This is a genomic window from Geodermatophilus dictyosporus (assembly GCF_900115505.1).
In the GTDB taxonomy this organism is placed as follows: Bacteria; Actinomycetota; Actinomycetes; order Mycobacteriales; family Geodermatophilaceae; genus Geodermatophilus; species Geodermatophilus dictyosporus.
The window spans coordinates 91,924-106,636 of sequence record NZ_FOWQ01000003.1 but is presented as its reverse complement, the minus strand read 5'-3'; the positions used below and the strand labels follow the sequence as shown (position 1 = coordinate 106,636).

Below are 14,713 nucleotides of genomic sequence, written 5' to 3'. Positions count from 1 at the left end.
GGTCAGGGCAGCTCCACGGTCTCGAAGTTGATCGCGGCGTCGGCCCGCACCTGGTAGCCGGTCAGCCCCGGCGCCCAGGCCTGCACCTCGTCGGGGTTGTAGAGGTACAGGTAGGAGACGTCGTCGACGATCAGCCGCGCGGCCTGGTCGTAGAGGTCCTTGCGGGCGGTCGGGTCGACCTCGGTGGCGGCGCGGGTCAGCAGGTCGTCGACCTGCGGGTTGCTGTAGCCCTGGTAGTTGCTGCCGCCGGTGGACAGGTGCTGGTTCTCGTAGAAGTCGGCCGGGTCGATGTTGCCGATCCAGCTGAGCATGAAGGCGTCGAAGTCGCCCTGGGACTGCCGGTCGAGCCAGGTGGCGAAGTCCTCCTCCTGGATCTCGACGTCGATGCCGATCGGCTCGAGCTGGCTGGCGATGACCTGGGCGGCGGCCACCGTCTCGGGGTACTCGTCGGTGACCATCAGGCCCATCGTGAGCGGCGTCTGCACGCCGGCCTGCTCGAGCAGCTGGCGGGCGGCGTCCTGGTCGGGCGTGAACGGCGCGTAGTCGAGGTGGAAGGGGCTGCCCTCGGGGACCGCCGTCTGGTTGGTCTGCGCCGCGCCGAAGCGGGCCGCCTGGGTGACCTCCTCGCGGTCGACCGCGGTGGCGATCGCCCGGCGCACGTCCCGGTTGTCGAACGGCGGGACGGCGTAGTTCATGGACATGTAGAAGTACTCGACGCTGGTGACCGAGCCGAGCTCGACCTCGTCGTCGCCCTCGAGGTCGGCGACGTTCTGCGGCGGCACGTTGTCGGTCCACTGCACCTCGCCGTTGCGCAGCGCGGTCAGCGCCGAGCTCGCCTCGGTGATGTAGCGGAACTCGACGCCGTCGATGCTCGGGGCGCCGCCCCAGTAGTCCTCGAAGGCGGTCAGCACGGTGCCGTTGGCGTCGGAGCTCTCCAGCTGGAACGGGCCGGTGCCGTTGGCCTCGCTCTGCAGGTCGAACTCCTCGGCGGCGTTCTCCGAGACGATCGCCATGCCCTTGAACGCGCCGACGAGCTCGAGCAGGTTGGGCGTCGGCCGCGTGACCGTGATGACGACGGTCCGCGGGTCGGGCGCGGTGACGTCGGCGACCGTGGCGAACCGGTAGGCGTTCGACAGCTCCTCGTCGATGATCCGCCGGTAGCTGTAGACGACGTCGGCGGAGTCGAACTCGCTGCCGTCGTGGAAGGTGACGCCGTCGCGGAGGGTGAACGTCCAGCTCCGCTGGTCGGGGCTGGTCGTCCAGGACTCGGCCAGGCTCGGCTGCATCGTCAGGTCCTCGGCGCCCGGGACGACGAGGGTGTCGTAGACGTTCTCCAGCACCTGGAAGCTCGCGTAGGCGTTGGTGACGTGCGGGTCGAACTGGTCGGGCTCGGCGCTCACCGCCGCCACCAGCGTGTTCTCCCCCCCGCCGCCCCCGCCGCCGGTGTCGACGCTCTGCCCGCCACCGCAGGCGGGCAGGACCAGGGCCGCGGCCGCGGCGAGGGGCAGGAGCCGGTTCGTGCGCACGGGCACCTCCGTGGGGCTCGGTCGGCGTCGTCGCTGCCGACCCTGGCCCGGCCGGAGCAGTTCCGCAGGTCGAGGCGGTGATCGTTGCGCGTCCGTGACCGCCCGCTCACGCCTCGCCGACGCGGCCCGCCGATCAGAGCGGGCGGACCGTGCCCACCAGGTGCTCCGTGCCCGACCGGGCGTTGCGGACGGCGACGTCCCAGCCCGCGCCGGAGGGCGCCGTGGCCAGCTGCACCGTCGAGGGCAGGTACAGCGGCCTGCGGAACTGCACGTCGTAGGCGAACGCCTCGGGCAGCCGGCCGGCCAGCGCGCCCAGCACGCGGGCCTTGGTCCACATGCCGTGCGCGATGGCGTGCTTGAAGCCGAACGCCTTCGCCGTCAGCCCCGACAGGTGGATGGGGTTCACGTCGCCGGAGACCCGCGCGTAGCGGCGCCCGGTGTCGTCGGGCACCCGCCAGGTGGCCGTCGGCCGGGCCGGCTCGTCCACCTCGAGGTCGAGGTCGGCCGGCTCGGCCCCCTCGGGCGCCCGGCCGCCGCGGGAGAGGTAGGTCGAGCGCGAGCGCCAGACCTCCCGGCCGCCCGCGCGCACCGAGGCCAGCAGGTCCACCGTGGCGCCGGCGCGGTGCGGGGCCAGGCGCTCGGCCCACACCTCGACGTCCAGCGGCGCAGCGGCCCCGACCGGGGCGAGGACCTCGACCCGGTTGCGCACGTGCACGATGCCGGGCAGCGCGAGCGGGAACGAGCGGTCGCTCATCAGCGCCATCTGCAGCGGGAAGGAGAGCACGTGCGGGTAGGTGGCCGGCAGCACGTCGTCCAGCGGCAGCCCGCAGACCCGCGCGTACCCGGCCAGGTGGTCCCGGTCGACGCCGACCCCGTGCCGGGCCAGGTGCGTGTCGGGCAGCTCGCCACCGCGGCCGCGCGCGGTGACGGCGGCCCTCGCGTACAGCGCCGCGAGGTTCGGCGCGGCGTCGAGCACGGTGGTCGTCATCACGCCCCCAGCAGCGACTGGCCGCAGACCCGCAGCACCTGGCCGTTGACGCCGGCCGCGCCCGGCTGGGCGAGCCAGGCGATGGCCTCGGCGACGTCCACCGGCAGGCCGCCCTGCTGCAGCGAGTTGAGCCGCGCCCCGACCTCCCGGGTGCCCAGCGGCATCCTCGCCGTCATCTCGGTGACGATGAAGCCCGGCGCGACGGCGTTGATCGTCGCCCCGCGCGCGGCGAACCCCGGCGCCCACGCCCGCACCATGCCGATGACGCCGGCCTTGGACGCCGCGTAGTTGGTCTGCCCGCGGTTGCCGGCGATGCCCGACTGCGAGCTCACGCTCACCACCCGGGCCCCGGGCCGCAGCACGCCGTCGGCGTCCAGCAGCGCCTGGGTGAGGTCCAGCTGCGCCTGGAGGTTCACCGCCATGACCGCGTTCCAGCGGGCGGCGTCCATGTTGACCAGCAGCCTGTCCCGCGTGATGCCGGCGTTGTGCACGACGACGTCGACCCCGCCGTGCCGCTCGCGCAGGTGCTCGACCAGCCGCCGCGGGGCGTCGGGCGCGGTGACGTCGAGCTGGAGCGCCGTCCCGCCGACCTCGTTGGCCACCTCGGCGAGCGCCTCGCCGGCGGCGGGGACGTCGACGGCGACCACGTGTGCCCCGTCGCGCGACAGCACCCGGGCGATGGCCGCGCCGATGCCCCGCGCCGCACCGGTGACGACGGCGATCCTCCCGGCCAGCGGGCGCTCCTCGTCCGCCCCGGCCGGGACGTCGGCCGGTGACAGGGTGAGCACCTGGCCGTCGACGTAGGCCGACCGCCCGGAGAGGAAGAACCGCAGGGGGCCGGCGACCGAGGCCCCGGCGCCCTCGGGCACGAGGACGAGGTTGGCCGTCGACCCGCCGCGCAGCTCCTTGGCCAGCGAGCGGACCAGCCCCTCGAGCGCCTGGCGGGCCGCGGCCTGCGCCGGGGTGTCGGCGGAGGCCGGCGGGTTCCCGAGCACGACCACCCGGCCGGTCGGCCGCAGCCGCCGCACGGCGGGGGCGAGCAGGTCGTGGGCCGCGGCCAGCTGCGCCGGGCCGGTCACGCCGGTGGCGTCGAGGACCACGGCGGCCGGCCGCTCGCCGTCCTCGGCGCCGTCGGCGTCCACCGGGGGCAGCACCGTCACGCCGGCGTCGCGCAGGACGGCGGTGACCGTCCCGCGCAGCCGGCCCTCCCCCGCCGTCCCGACGACGGCCGGGCCGGGCAGCAGCGGCTGACCCGGCTCGTACCGGCGCAGCACGGCCGGCCGGGGCAGGCCGAGCTGCGTGACGAGGGTGGCGCCGACGCCGGAGTTGGCGAAGGTCGTGTACCAGTCGCTCACGGGTGTTCCTCTCCGAGGACGTGCACTCCCGCGGGAGTGCACGGGAAGGGTCAGGACTCGAGGATCGCGACGACGCCCTGGCCGCCCGCCGCGCAGATGGACACCAGGCCGCGCCTGCCCGGACCCGCCTCGTGCAGCTGCTTGGCCAGCGAGGCGACGATCCGGCCGCCGGTCGCGGCGAAGGGGTGCCCGGCGGCCAGCGACGAGCCGTTGACGTTGAGCCGGTCGCGGTCGATCGCCCCGAGCGGGGCGTCCAGGCCCAGCTTCTCCTTGCAGAACGCCGGGCTCTCCCACGCGGCGAGCGTCGCGAGCACGGTGGCGGCGAACGCCTCGTGGATCTCGTAGAAGTCGAGGTCCTGCAGGGTCAGGCCGTTGCGGGCGAGCAGCACGGGCACCGCGTACGCGGGCGCCATGAGCAGGCCCTCGCCGCCGTGCACGTGGTCGACCGCGGCGGTCTGCGCGTCGACGAGGTGGGCGAGCACCGGCAGGCCGTGCTCGGCGGCCCACTCGTCGGAGGCCAGCAGCACGGCCGCTGCGCCGTCGGTGAGCGGCGTCGAGTTGCCCGCGGTCATCGTGGCGGCGGGGTCGTGCCTGCCGAAGACGGGCTCCAGCGTCGCCAGCTTCTCGACGGTCGTGTCCGGCCGGAGGTTCTGGTCGCGGGTGAGGCCCAGGTAGGGGGTGACCAGGTCGTCGAGGAAGCCGCGGTCGTAGGCGGCGGCCAGGTTGCGGTGCGAGCGGACGGCCAGCTCGTCCTGGTCCTCCCGGCTGATGCCCCACTCGCGGGTGGTGATCGCCTGGTGCTCCCCCATGGCCAGGCCGGTGCGCGGCTCGGCGTTGCGCGGGGCCTCCGGGACGAGCGAGCCCGGCCGGATCCGCGCGAGCGCCCTCAGCCGCTGCTGCAGGGTCTTGGCACCGGCGAGCTCGAGCAGCGCGCGGCGGAGGTCGTCGCCCACGGCGAGCGGCGCGTCCGACGTCGTGTCGACGCCGCCGGCGATGCCGGACTCGATCTGGCCGAGCGCGATCTTGTTGGCGACCAGGACGGCGGCCTCGAGCCCGGTGCCGCACGCCTGCTGGACGTCGTAGGCGGGGGTGACCGCCGACAGCCGCGAGCCGAGCACGGCCTCGCGGGTGAGGTTGAGGTCGCGCGAGTGCTTGAGGACCGCGCCGGCGACCACCTCGCCCACCTGCGCACCCTGCAGGCCGAAGCGGGCGACCAGGCCGTCGAGGGTCGCGGTGAGCATGTCCTGGTTGGACGCCTGCGCGTACGCGCCGTTCGACCGGGCGAAGGGGATGCGGTTGCCGCCGAGGACGGCGGCCCGGCGGGGCTGGGGTGAGCTCATCGGTGACCTCCGGGGGTCCGTGGTTCGCGTCTCGCGCACGAGCGGTCGACGTCGTGGCCGGTACCGACGGTACACGGTACTGTGAGTAACGTGAACACGGAGACGGCGCCCCGGCGGGACCGGCGCAGCTCCCGGTGGGACGAGCACCGCCGCGCCCGCCGCGAGCAGATCGTGGACGCGACCGTCGCCGCCGTCGGCCGGTGCGGCGCCGGCGTCGGCATGGAGGAGATCGCGGCGGAGGCGGGCACCAGCAAGACCGTCGTCTACCGGCACTTCGCCGACCGCAGCGAGCTCTACGTCGCCGTCTGCGCCCGGGTGGCCGGGCAGCTGACCGGGCGGCTGCGCGCGGCCACGCGTGGCACCGGCCACCCGCGCGAGGTGCTCACCGCGGCGGTCGAGACCTACCTCGCCTTCATCGAGGCCGACCCCGAGCTCTACCGCTTCGTCGTCGCCCACCCCTTCCTCGACCGGCCGGTGGACGCCGACCCGGTCAGCACGCTGTCGGACCTCGTGGGCGACCAGGCCGCCACCCTCGTGGCCGCCGCCCTCCGGCAGGCCGGCCGCGACCCGGCCGCCGCGGCCCCCTGGGGTCACGGCGTGGTCGGGATGGTCCGCTCCGCCGCCGACTGGTGGCTGCGGGCCGACCGCCCGATGCCGCGGGCCGACCTCGCCACCCACCTCACCGACCTCGCCTGGGCCGGTCTCTCCGGACTCCTGCCCCGCACCCCCTCCGAGACCGAGGAGACGTCGTGACCGCCACCCTCCCGACCACCGTCGACCCCGCCCGCCTCCAGGAGGTGCTCGACGGGCGCTGGGCGCACGTGCGCCGCGACGCCCGCGAGCAGCTGAGCGGCCCCGGGTACGCCCCGGTCCACGGCGAGTCGGTGGAGGAGGCCCGCGAGCGGGTCACCCGGCTGACCGCCGAGCTGGCCGCCACGGGCCGGGTCTCCCTCGGCTTCCCGGTCGAGTACGGCGGGCAGGCCGACGCCGGCGGCTCGGTCACCGCGATCGAGATGCTGGCCCACGGCGACCTGTCGCTCATGGTCAAGGCCGGCGTCCAGTGGGGGCTGTTCGGCGGCGCCGTCCAGCTGCTCGGGACGCGGCGGCACCACGAGGCGTACCTGCGCGACATCATGAGCTTCGACCTGCCCGGCTGCTTCGCGATGACCGAGACCGGCCACGGCTCCGACGTCCAGCAGCTGCGCACCACCTGCACCTACGACCCCGACACGCAGACCTTCGACCTGCACACCCCGCACGAGGCCGCCCGCAAGGACTACATCGGCAACGCGGCCAGGGACGGCCGGATGGCGGTGGTGTTCGCACAGCTGGTCACCGGGGGCGAGGGCCGCGGCGTGCACGCGTGGCTGGTGCCGATCCGCGACGGGCGCGGCACCCCCTGCCCCGGCGTCACCATCGGCGACGACGGGCCCAAGGCCGGCCTGCTGGGCGTCGACAACGGGCGGCTGTCCTTCGACCACGTGCGACTCCCGCGCGAGGCGCTGCTCGACCGCTACGGCCAGGTCGCACCCGACGGCACCTACACGTCCGACATCGAGAACGAGACCCGCCGCTTCTTCACCATGCTCGGCACGCTGGTGCGCGGGCGGGTCAGCGTCGGCGGCTCGGCGAGCGCGGCCACGCGGGTCGCCCTCGACGTCGCCGTCCGCTACGGCGACGTGCGGCGGCAGTTCACCGCGCCCGGCCGCGACCGGGAGGTCGTCCTCAACGACTACCTGGTCCACCAGCGCAAGCTGCTGCCCGCCCTGGCCACCTCCTACGCGTTCGCCTTCGCGCAGGAGGAGCTGGTCGGCCGGATGCACGACCTGCACACGGCGGTGCACGAGCGCGGCGAGGAGGTCGACGAGGCCGCCCAGCGCGAGCTCGAGTCGCGCGCGGCCGGGCTCAAGGCGGCGCAGACCTGGCACGCCACCCGCACCATCCAGACCTGCCGCGAGGCCTGCGGCGGGGCCGGCTACCTGGCGGAGAACCGGCTGCCCCAGCTCAGGGCCGACACCGACGTGTTCACCACCTTCGAGGGCGACAACACCGTCCTGCTGCAGCTGGTGGCCAAGGGCCTGCTCACCGGCTACCGCGACGCGTTCGGCTCCCTCGACGGCTGGGGCCGGGTCGCCTTCGTCGCCGACCTGGTCCGCGAGACCGTGCTGGAGCGGACGGCGGCCCGCGGGCTGATCGCCCGGCTGGTCGACGCCGTGCCCGGCCGCGACGAGGACGTGCCGCTGCGCGACCGCGGCTGGCAGCTGAAGGTGTTCGAGGCCCGCGAGCGGCACACGCTCGAGGGTGCGATCCGCCGGCTGCGCCGCAACGCGTCGACCGACGGGATGGACCCCTTCGACGTCTTCAACAGCGTGCAGGACCACGTCCTGCGGACGGCGCAGACGCACGTCGACCGGATCGTGCTGGAGGCCTTCGTCGCCGGCATCGAGCGCACCCCCGACCCCGACGCGCGGGCGCTGCTGGAGGCGGTGTGCGACCTCTACGCGCTGTCGACGCTGGAGGCCGACAAGGGCTGGCTGCTCGAGCACGGCCACCTCACCCCGGCCCGCTCGAAGGCGCTCACCGCGACGGTGAACGCGCTGCTCGGCGAGCTGCGGCCGCACGCGGTGACGCTGGTCGACGGCTTCGGCATCCCGCACGCCTGGAAGCAGGCCGCGATCCTCGACGAGGAGGTCCTGCGGCAGGAGGCCACGCACCGCGAGGACACCGCCGGCCGCACGAAGGGGGACACCGCGGTGACGCTGGCCGTCCCCCCGGCCCAGTGACGGCCGGGGTCGGTCACCCCGCCGGCAGGGCGCCGTTGACGGTCACCGCGTCGACGGCGCCGTGGCCGACCTCCCAGCGGTCGAGCAGCTCCTGGTAGACGCCGTCGTCGACCAGCCGCTGCAGCGCGGTGGTGAGGACGTCGCGCAGCTCCGTGCGGTCCGGGGCGACGGCGATGCCGTAGAGGCCCGGCTCGTACTGGGTGTCGGACACCAGCTGGTAGCTGTTCTGGGTGCGCGGGTCGGTGGTGACGAACACCGCCGGCGGGTAGTCGGCGACGACGGCGTCGGCGCGGCCGGTGCGCAGCTCGAGCAGCGCGTCGTCGTTGGTGGGCACCTGCTGGACGTCGATGCGCAGCGCGCACCGGGCCTGGGCCCGCTCCAGCAGCCCCACCTGCACGGTCCCGGCCTCGACGGCGACGCTGCGGCCGCACAGCCCGGCCAGGTCGTGGACGCCGAGCGGGTTGCCCCGGCCCACGACGATCGAGGAGCCGGCGCGGAAGTAGTTGACGAAGTCGGCCTGCTGCTCGCGCTCGGCGGTGTCGGTGACCGCGCTCATCACCAGGTCGAACCGGTCGGCGGCGAGGTCGTCGAGGAGCGTGTCGAAGGGCGAGGCCTCGAAGCGCACCTCCACGCCGAGCAGGTCGCCCAGCGCGGCGCCCAGGTCGGGCTCGAAGCCGACGATCGTGCGCCCGTCGGGGCCGAAGGACGACGCCGGCGGGTAGGAGGGGTCGTTGGCCACGGTGAGGACGCCGGCCTCCCGCACGTCCTCGGGCAGCGCGGCGTGCAGCGCCTCGTCGAGGGCCACGGCCGGCCCCGCCGCCTCGGCGGCGTGGTTGGCCCCGTCGCACCCGGCCGTGGCCAGCACGGCGACGAGGACGGCGGCGCCGGCGAGGGCACGGGGAGAGCGGGTCACGGGAGGACCTCCACGGGGAGTGCGGGCACGAGGTCGGCCGCGCGGGTGAGCTCCGGCCACGGCAGCGGCCGGGAGAAGTGCCAGCCCTGGGCGCGGTCGCAGCCGACCGAGCGCAGCCAGTCGGCGACCTCGGGCGTCTCCACGCCCTCGGCGCAGACCGACAGCCCCAGGCCGTGCGCGAGCTCGACCAGGGACCGGACGACGGCGGCGTCCTTTGCGTGCGCGTCGACGCCGGTGACGAACGCGCGGTCGACCTTGACCTCGGTGAGCGCCAGGGAGCGCAGGTGCGACAGGCTGGCGAAGCCGACGCCGAAGTCGTCGAGCGCGGCGCCGAAGCCGTGCGCGGCCAGGTCGGCCAGGCACGCCGACGCGGCGGCGAGGTCGGCCGGCAGCGCGGTCTCGGTGACCTCCAGGTGCAGCCTCGAGGGCGGCACCCCGGCCGCGGCGGCCAGCCGGGCCACCGTGGCCGCGAAGCCGGGGGCCTCGAGGTTGCGCACCGAGACGTTGACCGACACGGTCCAGTCCTCGCCCGCGGCGGTCCAGGCGGCGCAGTCGGCCAGCGCCCGGTGCAGCACCCACTCGGTGAGCGCGCCCATGACGCCGGACTGCTCCAGCGCGGGGAGGAACTCGCCGGGGCCGAGCAGCCCGCGCCGGGGGTGCTGCCAGCGCAGCAGGGCCTCGACGCCGACGGTGCGGCCGGTGGCCAGGTCCACCTGCGGCTGGTAGTGCAGCCGCAGGTCGCCGTCCTCCAGGCCGCGGCGGGCCTCGAGCTGCAGGGCCGGCGAGTGCGCCGAGGGGGCGGTGCACCGCCGGTCGAAGACGACGACACCGCTGGCGCCGCGCTTGCCCTGGTACATGGCCGCGTCGGCGCAGCTCATCAGCGTCTCGACGTCGTCGGCGTCGGCCGGGTGCATGGCGATGCCGCAGCTGGCCTCCACCGCGAGAGGGACCCCGTCGACGACGGTCTCGGCCGCCAGCGCGTCGCTGACCCGCTCGACGATCTCGCGCGCGTCGGCGGCGGCGTCCAGGCCGGGCAGCAGCAGGCCGAACTCGTCGCCGCCCAGGCGGGCCACGGTGTCCCCCGCCCGCACGGTGGCCGACAGCCGGGTGCCCACCTCGCGCAGCAGCTGGTCGCCGGCGTGGTGGCCGAGGGTGTCGTTGACCTCCTTGAACCGGTCGAGGTCGACGAGGACGACCGCACCCGGGGTGCCGCGCCCCAGCTCGGCGTCGACCCGCCGGGCGAACAGCTCACGGTTGGCGAGCCCCGTCAGCGGGTCGTGCAGCGCGTCGTGCTCGGCCTGCGCGGCCTGCCGGCGCAGCCGCCGGGTGGTCGACCAGCTGATCGCACCGATCACCAGGTACAGGACGCCGAGGCCCGCGCCCAGCCGCCAGTACGTGCGCGTGGTGGCCGCCTCCACCTCGGCGGCGACCGTGTCGTAGGGCAGCAGCAGCTCGAGGACGCCGATCGAGCGCCCGGAGGTGTCGGCCACGATGGGCTGCAGCACGCGGATCACCCGTCCGACGGCCAGGCCGTCGCCGTCGAGCAGCGCCACGTCCGTGCCGCCGGCCGCCGCGAGGGTGAAGGCCGGGCCGGTGCTCGGGACGACGTCCTCGCCGCCGGGGTAGTCGGGCAGCGAGCCGACCTCCCCGACGGCGCCGTCGTCGGCGAAGAGCACCGTGCCGGAGAAGTCGCGCAGCCGCAGCCGCAGGATCGACCCGCGGAACACGGCCAGGTCGGTGGCCGCCGAGAGGCGCTCGCGCTCGGCCTGGGTGAGGCCGGTGCGGAGGTCCTGGCCGCGCAGCGCCGGGCCGATCGCCATCTCCTCGACGACGGCGGCCTGGGCGCGGCCGTACTCCAGCGCGCGGTCGACGGCGTCCTGGCGGATGCCCGCGGCGAGCACGGCGCCCAGCACGACCACCGGCACCAGGCTGGCCGCGGCGTAGGCGGCGAACAGCCGGGTGCCCCCGGTCCTGGTTTGCCTGCTGCGGCTCATGTCCCCTCATCGGCCGACGGGGCCCGCCGGTCCACCCCGGCGCGGCCGGCCTCCCCCGCGAGGGTGAGCGGGGTCCGGGGTGCCCGGCGGGCGGGAGGATGGGTACTCGTGAGCACCCTCGCCGCGGCCGCCGAGACCCTGCACGTCCCGGCGGCGGTCGACCTCGCCGCGATCGTTGTCGGCGCCCTCACCGGCGGCCTGCTGGCCGCGCGCGAGGGCTTCGCCGTCTCCGGCGTGCTGCTGCTGGCCGTCACCGGCGGGCTCGGCGGCGGGCTGGTCCGCGACGTGCTGCTGGCCGCCGGGCCGCCGGTGGCGCTGACGAACCCGAGCTACCTGCCGGCCGTGGCGATCACCGCGGCGGTCACCTTCTACTTCTCCGGCTGGCTGTCGCGGCTGACCCGGTTGCTGGTGGTGCTCGACGCGATCACCCTCGGCCTGTTCACCGTCATCGGCGCGCAGAAGGCCCAGCTCGCCGGGCTGCCCAGCGCCTCGGTGGTGTTCATCGGCACGCTGACCGCCGTGGGCGGGGCGGTGATCCGCGACGTGCTGCTCGCGCAGCGGGCCGACATCGTGCAGCCGGGCCCCTACAACGCGGTCGCCGCGCTCCTGGGCGCCACCGCGCTGACGGTGCTCGCCGGCCCGGTCGGGCTCGACCCGATCCCCGTGGCGCTGGTGGTCATCGTGCTGGTCGCGGCGCTGCGGGTGCTGTCGGTGTGGCGCGGCTGGGAGGCCCCGGTCGCCGTCGACCTGCCCGGGCGCGCCCGCAGCCGGCTGGCGCGGGAGCGCCCGGGACGTCCCGACGGACGCCGCAGGCTGCGCCGCCGCGCCCGCTGACCCCGCCGGTCAGCGGGCGGGCGGGGACGGGAAGCCGCCGACGAGCTGCTCGAAGGCGTGCGCCACCCGGAGGCAGGTGGCGTCGGCGAACCGGCGGCCGACCAGCATCATCCCGACCGGCAGGCCCTCGGACAGCCCGGCGGGGACGCTGGTGGCGGGGTGCCCGCTGACGTCGAACGGCGCGCAGTTGACGATCATCTCCAGGCCGCGGGCCACCCGGACCTCGAGCGGGTCGTCGGGCGCCGGGATCGGCCGGGCGACCATCGGCACGGTGGGCATCACCAGCAGGTCGACGTCGGCCAGCGCCTCGTCGTAGTGCCGGCGGACCTCCGCGGCGAGGTTCTGCGCCATCGCGTAGTGCCGGCCCTGCTCCCGCTCCCGCGACCAGCGGCCGGTGAGCGCGACCGCGGTGACCGTGGGCGACCAGCGGTCGGCGGTCTCCCGGCGCCGCCGTCCGTAGTGGGCGACCAGCTCGGGGTCGTAGCGACCCTCCCAGTTGTGGCCGTACCCGTTGCCCTCGATCATCTGCACGGTCGCGCCGTCGGTGGCGATGACGTTCCAGACGTGCAGCGCGTGCCGGTGCCACGGCAGGTCGACGTCGACCACCTCGATGCCCAGCTCGCCCAGCCGCCTCGCGGCCGCGCGCACCGTGTCGTCGACGCCGTCCTCGGACAGCTCCGCCCAGCCGAAGCCCTGGGCGACCACGCCGACCCGCAGCCCCGCGACGTCCCCGCCGAGGGCGGCGGCGCAGGCGTCGGGCGCCAGGTCGGCCGGCTGCCGGGGGTCCTCGCCGTCCCGGCCGGCGAGGACGTCCAGCACCGCCGCGGCGTCGGCCACCGTGCGGGTCATCGGGCCGAGGTGGTCGAGGGTCGTCTCGATCGGGAAGGCGCCGGTGTAGGGGACCAGGCCGTGCGTGGGCTTGTGCCCGACGATGCCGCAGAAGGCCGCCGGCATGCGGATCGACCCGCCCTGGTCGCCGCCCAGCGCGAGGTCGACCTCGCCCGCCGCGACCAGCGCGGCGCTGCCGCTGGAGCTGCCGCCGGTCGTGCGGGTGGGGTCCCAGGGGTTGCGCACCGGGCCGCTGACGGAGGTGTGGCTGCCGCCGGAGAAGCAGAGGTCCTCGCAGACGGACTTGCCGGTGACGGTGGCGCCGGCGTCGAGCAGGCGGGTCACCACGGTGGCGTCCCGGGCCGGCACGAAGCCCTCGACGGTGTGGCTGCCGTTGGTCATCGGCACGCCGGCCACCGCCACGTTGTCCTTGACCGCCACCGTCCGGCCCGCCAGGGGTCCGTCGGCCGCGCCGCGGACCTCCGTGCGCACGTACCAGGCGCCGAGCGGGTTGTCCGCGTCGTCGGGCCGGGTGCCCGACCGGTCCGCGGGCGGCTGCGGGGCGACCCCGGCGTACAGCTCCTCGACGGCGTCGTAGGAGGTGAGGAACGCGGCGACCAGCGGGGTGTAGGCGGCCACCTGCGCCTCGTCGGGGTGCATGCCCCACGAGGAGGCGAGCGCGGCGACCTCGGTCTCGTCCGGCGGGCGTACGGCCACGGTGCCTCCTGCGGCGCTGGGTGGGTGGCAGGAGGCCAGCGTGGCGGGTGGCCGGTGCCACCGCGAGCCGGCCGCGGTCGCGCGGGCCGACGGGGGACGGCGAGGATGGGCCCGTGAGCCAGCCCGACCGCGAGCACGACGTCGTCCTCCTCGGTGCCACCGGCTTCGTCGGCCGGCTGGTGGCCCGGTACCTGGCCGAGGCCGCGCCGCCCGACCTGCGCGTCGCGCTGGCCGGCCGGTCGCGGGAGAAGCTGACCGCGGCCGCGGCGGAGCTGCCGGCGGCGGGACGGCGCTGGCCGCTGCTGGAGGCCGACACCGGTGACCCGGCGTCACTGGCCCGGCTGGCGGGGAGCACCCGCGTGCTGGTGACCACCGTGGGGCCCTACGCCCGGTACGGCCTGCCGGTCGTCGAGGCGTGCGCCCGGGCCGGCACCCACTACGCCGACCTCACCGGCGAGGTGCTCTTCGTCCGCGAGGCGATCGACCGGTTCGACGCCCTCGCCCGGGAGTCCGGCGCGCGGATCGTGCACGCCGCCGGCTACGACTCGATCCCCTCCGACCTGTCGGTGTTCCTGCTCGCCGAGCGGGCGCGCGAGGACGGTGCCGGCGGGCTCACCGACGTCCGGCTGGTCGCGAGCGCCCGCGGCGGGGTCAGCGGCGGCACGGTCGCCTCCATGCGGGGCCAGGTCGAGGCGATGGCCACCGACCGGGCGCTGCGCCGGCTGATCGGCGACCCCTACGCGCTCTCCCCCGACCGCGCCGCCGAGCCCGGCACCCGGCAGCCCCCGGACGCCGCCCCGCCGGCCCTGGCCGCCGACGGCCGGTGGACCGCCCCGTTCGTCATGGCGCCGTTCAACACCCGGATCGTGCGGCGCAGCAACGCGCTGCAGGAGTGGTCCTACGGCCGGGACCTGCGCTACGGGGAGTCGATGAGCGCCGGGCGCGGCCTTCCCGGGGCGCTCACCGCCGCCGGCATCACCACCGGCCTGGCCGCCGGGCTGGGCGCGCTCGCGTTCGCGCCCACCCGCGCGCTGCTCGACCGGGTGCTGCCCGCGCCCGGGAGCGGCCCGTCGGAGGCGGCCCGGGAGAAGGGCTTCTTCCGGATGGCCGTCGACGCCTCCACCGAGGGCGGGCGGCGCTACCGGGCGACCGCGGCCGGCCCCGGCGACCCCGGCTACAAGGCGACGTCGGTGATGCTCGGCGAGGTCGCCCTGGGCCTGGCGCTCGACGGGGACCGGCTGCCCGACCGCGCCGGCTCGCTCACCCCGGCGACCGCGCTGGACGGCGTGCTCGTCGACCGGCTGCGCGCGGCGGGCCACACCTACGAGGTCACCGAGGCCTGAGGAGGCTGGCGACGACCAGGTGACCCGATCGTCGCGCGTCCTCCCCGACGGTGGGCGGTCAGGTCGGACGCGCTGCGGTGCGGGAGGTCGCG

General features: G+C 76.0%; 11 protein-coding genes. 4 read left to right on the top strand and 7 right to left on the bottom strand.

Translation table 11 applies throughout. The features are described from left to right. Nucleotides 1–2: 2 nt before the first annotated feature. The 4 genes from BMZ33_RS07755 to BMZ33_RS07740 all read right to left on the bottom strand — a co-directional run bounded on the left by BMZ33_RS07755 (nucleotide 3) and on the right by BMZ33_RS07740 (nucleotide 5,209). A complete protein-coding gene (locus BMZ33_RS07755; protein ID WP_091109016.1) occupies nucleotides 3–1,526 on the bottom strand; it encodes an ABC transporter substrate-binding protein in 1,524 nt (507 codons plus the stop codon). A 133-nt stretch (nucleotides 1,527–1,659) separates the two neighbouring features. Further along, the gene (locus tag BMZ33_RS07750) at nucleotides 1,660–2,514 is read right to left on the bottom strand and encodes a MaoC family dehydratase (RefSeq protein WP_091109704.1); all 855 of its coding nucleotides are present in this window, start codon (nucleotides 2,512–2,514) and stop codon (nucleotides 1,660–1,662) included. After that, nucleotides 2,514–3,869, bottom strand: coding sequence for a 3-oxoacyl-ACP reductase (locus BMZ33_RS07745; RefSeq protein ID WP_091109015.1), 1,356 nt, complete (start codon nucleotides 3,867–3,869; stop codon nucleotides 2,514–2,516). Before BMZ33_RS07745 ends, BMZ33_RS07750 begins: the two co-directional genes overlap by 1 nt. A gap of 50 nt (nucleotides 3,870–3,919) precedes the next feature. After that, nucleotides 3,920–5,209, bottom strand: coding sequence for an acetyl-CoA C-acetyltransferase (locus BMZ33_RS07740; protein WP_091109014.1), 1,290 nt, complete (start codon nucleotides 5,207–5,209; stop codon nucleotides 3,920–3,922). 90 nt (nucleotides 5,210–5,299) lie between these two features. Here BMZ33_RS07740 and BMZ33_RS07735 point away from each other — a divergent pair, with 90 nt between their 5' ends. Beyond that, nucleotides 5,300–5,962, top strand: coding sequence for a TetR family transcriptional regulator (locus BMZ33_RS07735; protein WP_091109013.1), 663 nt, complete (start codon nucleotides 5,300–5,302; stop codon nucleotides 5,960–5,962). Further along, complete coding sequence (locus BMZ33_RS07730) at nucleotides 5,959–7,992, top strand: acyl-CoA dehydrogenase family protein (RefSeq protein WP_091109012.1); 2,034 nt, start codon at nucleotides 5,959–5,961, stop codon at nucleotides 7,990–7,992. Before BMZ33_RS07735 ends, BMZ33_RS07730 begins: the two co-directional genes overlap by 4 nt. Nucleotides 7,993–8,005: 13 nt before the next feature. Here the strand turns inward: BMZ33_RS07730 and BMZ33_RS07725 are convergent, their stop codons facing one another. Both BMZ33_RS07725 and BMZ33_RS07720 read right to left on the bottom strand, forming a co-directional pair. Further along, the gene (locus BMZ33_RS07725) at nucleotides 8,006–8,905 is read right to left on the bottom strand and encodes an ABC transporter substrate-binding protein (RefSeq protein ID WP_091109011.1); all 900 of its coding nucleotides are present in this window, start codon (nucleotides 8,903–8,905) and stop codon (nucleotides 8,006–8,008) included. Beyond that, on the bottom strand, nucleotides 8,902–10,899 hold the full coding sequence (locus BMZ33_RS07720; RefSeq protein ID WP_091109010.1) for a putative bifunctional diguanylate cyclase/phosphodiesterase: 1,998 nt from the start codon (nucleotides 10,897–10,899) through the stop codon (nucleotides 8,902–8,904). The genes BMZ33_RS07725 and BMZ33_RS07720 overlap by 4 nt, the downstream gene beginning before the upstream one ends. Nucleotides 10,900–11,007: 108 nt before the next feature. Here BMZ33_RS07720 and BMZ33_RS07715 point away from each other — a divergent pair, with 108 nt between their 5' ends. Further along, nucleotides 11,008–11,733, top strand: a complete 726-nt coding sequence (locus BMZ33_RS07715) for a trimeric intracellular cation channel family protein (protein ID WP_091109009.1) — start codon at nucleotides 11,008–11,010, stop codon at nucleotides 11,731–11,733. Between the two features lie 9 nt (nucleotides 11,734–11,742). On the opposite strand, the gene BMZ33_RS07710 is transcribed toward BMZ33_RS07715, so the two are convergent. After that, nucleotides 11,743–13,278, bottom strand: coding sequence for an amidase (locus tag BMZ33_RS07710; RefSeq protein ID WP_091109008.1), 1,536 nt, complete (start codon nucleotides 13,276–13,278; stop codon nucleotides 11,743–11,745). 113 nt (nucleotides 13,279–13,391) lie between these two features. Here BMZ33_RS07710 and BMZ33_RS07705 point away from each other — a divergent pair, with 113 nt between their 5' ends. Then, entirely contained in the window at nucleotides 13,392–14,621 is a 1,230-nt protein-coding gene (locus tag BMZ33_RS07705) for a saccharopine dehydrogenase family protein (protein WP_091109007.1), read from the top strand. The last annotated feature ends 92 nt before the right edge of the window (nucleotides 14,622–14,713 follow it).

Coding starts and splice junctions, on each gene's coding strand:
- BMZ33_RS07740 (WP_091109014.1), bottom strand. CDS start 5,209: ATGAGCTCACCCCAGCCCCGCCGGGCCGCCGTCCTCGGCGGCAACCGC.
- BMZ33_RS07720 (WP_091109010.1), bottom strand. CDS start 10,899: ATGAGCCGCAGCAGGCAAACCAGGACCGGGGGCACCCGGCTGTTCGCC.
- BMZ33_RS07750 (WP_091109704.1), bottom strand. CDS start 2,514: ATGACGACCACCGTGCTCGACGCCGCGCCGAACCTCGCGGCGCTGTAC.